Genomic DNA, 451 nt, shown 5'->3' on the forward strand with positions numbered 1-451 from the left:
CGAGGCGATGGAGGTGGATTGGGTCGCGTTGCCGATAAAACCCAGCGCGGTAATCAGGGCGATGGAGAAAAAGCCGGACAGGAAACGCGCCGCGCCCCGGCTGAGTTTCGGGGTCAGGCCGTGCTTGATGTAAAACGCAGGGCAGCCGATGGATTTGCCGTGGCTGACCACGCGGTATTTTTGCGCCAAAACGGCTTCTGCAAAAATGGTAGACATGCCCAAAAGGGCAGACAGCCACAGCCCAAAAATGGCACCTTGGCCGCCGGCGGTACTCGCAGTGGCCACGCCGGCAACGTTACCGGGACCGATTTGCGAGGAAATCGCCACGGCAAGCGCTTGGAATGGAGACAGTGATTTGCCTTCGTGGTCTTTGTCTTTTTTGCTGAACAAGCCGCCGAAAACAGATTTGAAACCTGTTCCGAAGTGGGTAATTTGCGGTGCGCCCAAGTAC

Annotated in this window: 1 protein-coding gene; it reads right to left on the bottom strand. The window is 57.2% G+C overall.

Annotation, left to right across the window (positions count from 1 at the left end; all coding sequences use genetic code 11):
- Window positions 1–451, bottom strand: a 451-nt coding sequence (locus tag ACTHUT_RS21995; protein ID WP_440419944.1) for an alanine:cation symporter family protein, incomplete at both ends; no start/stop codon positions are given.

The organism is Neisseria sp. P0022.S010, assembly GCF_051956635.1.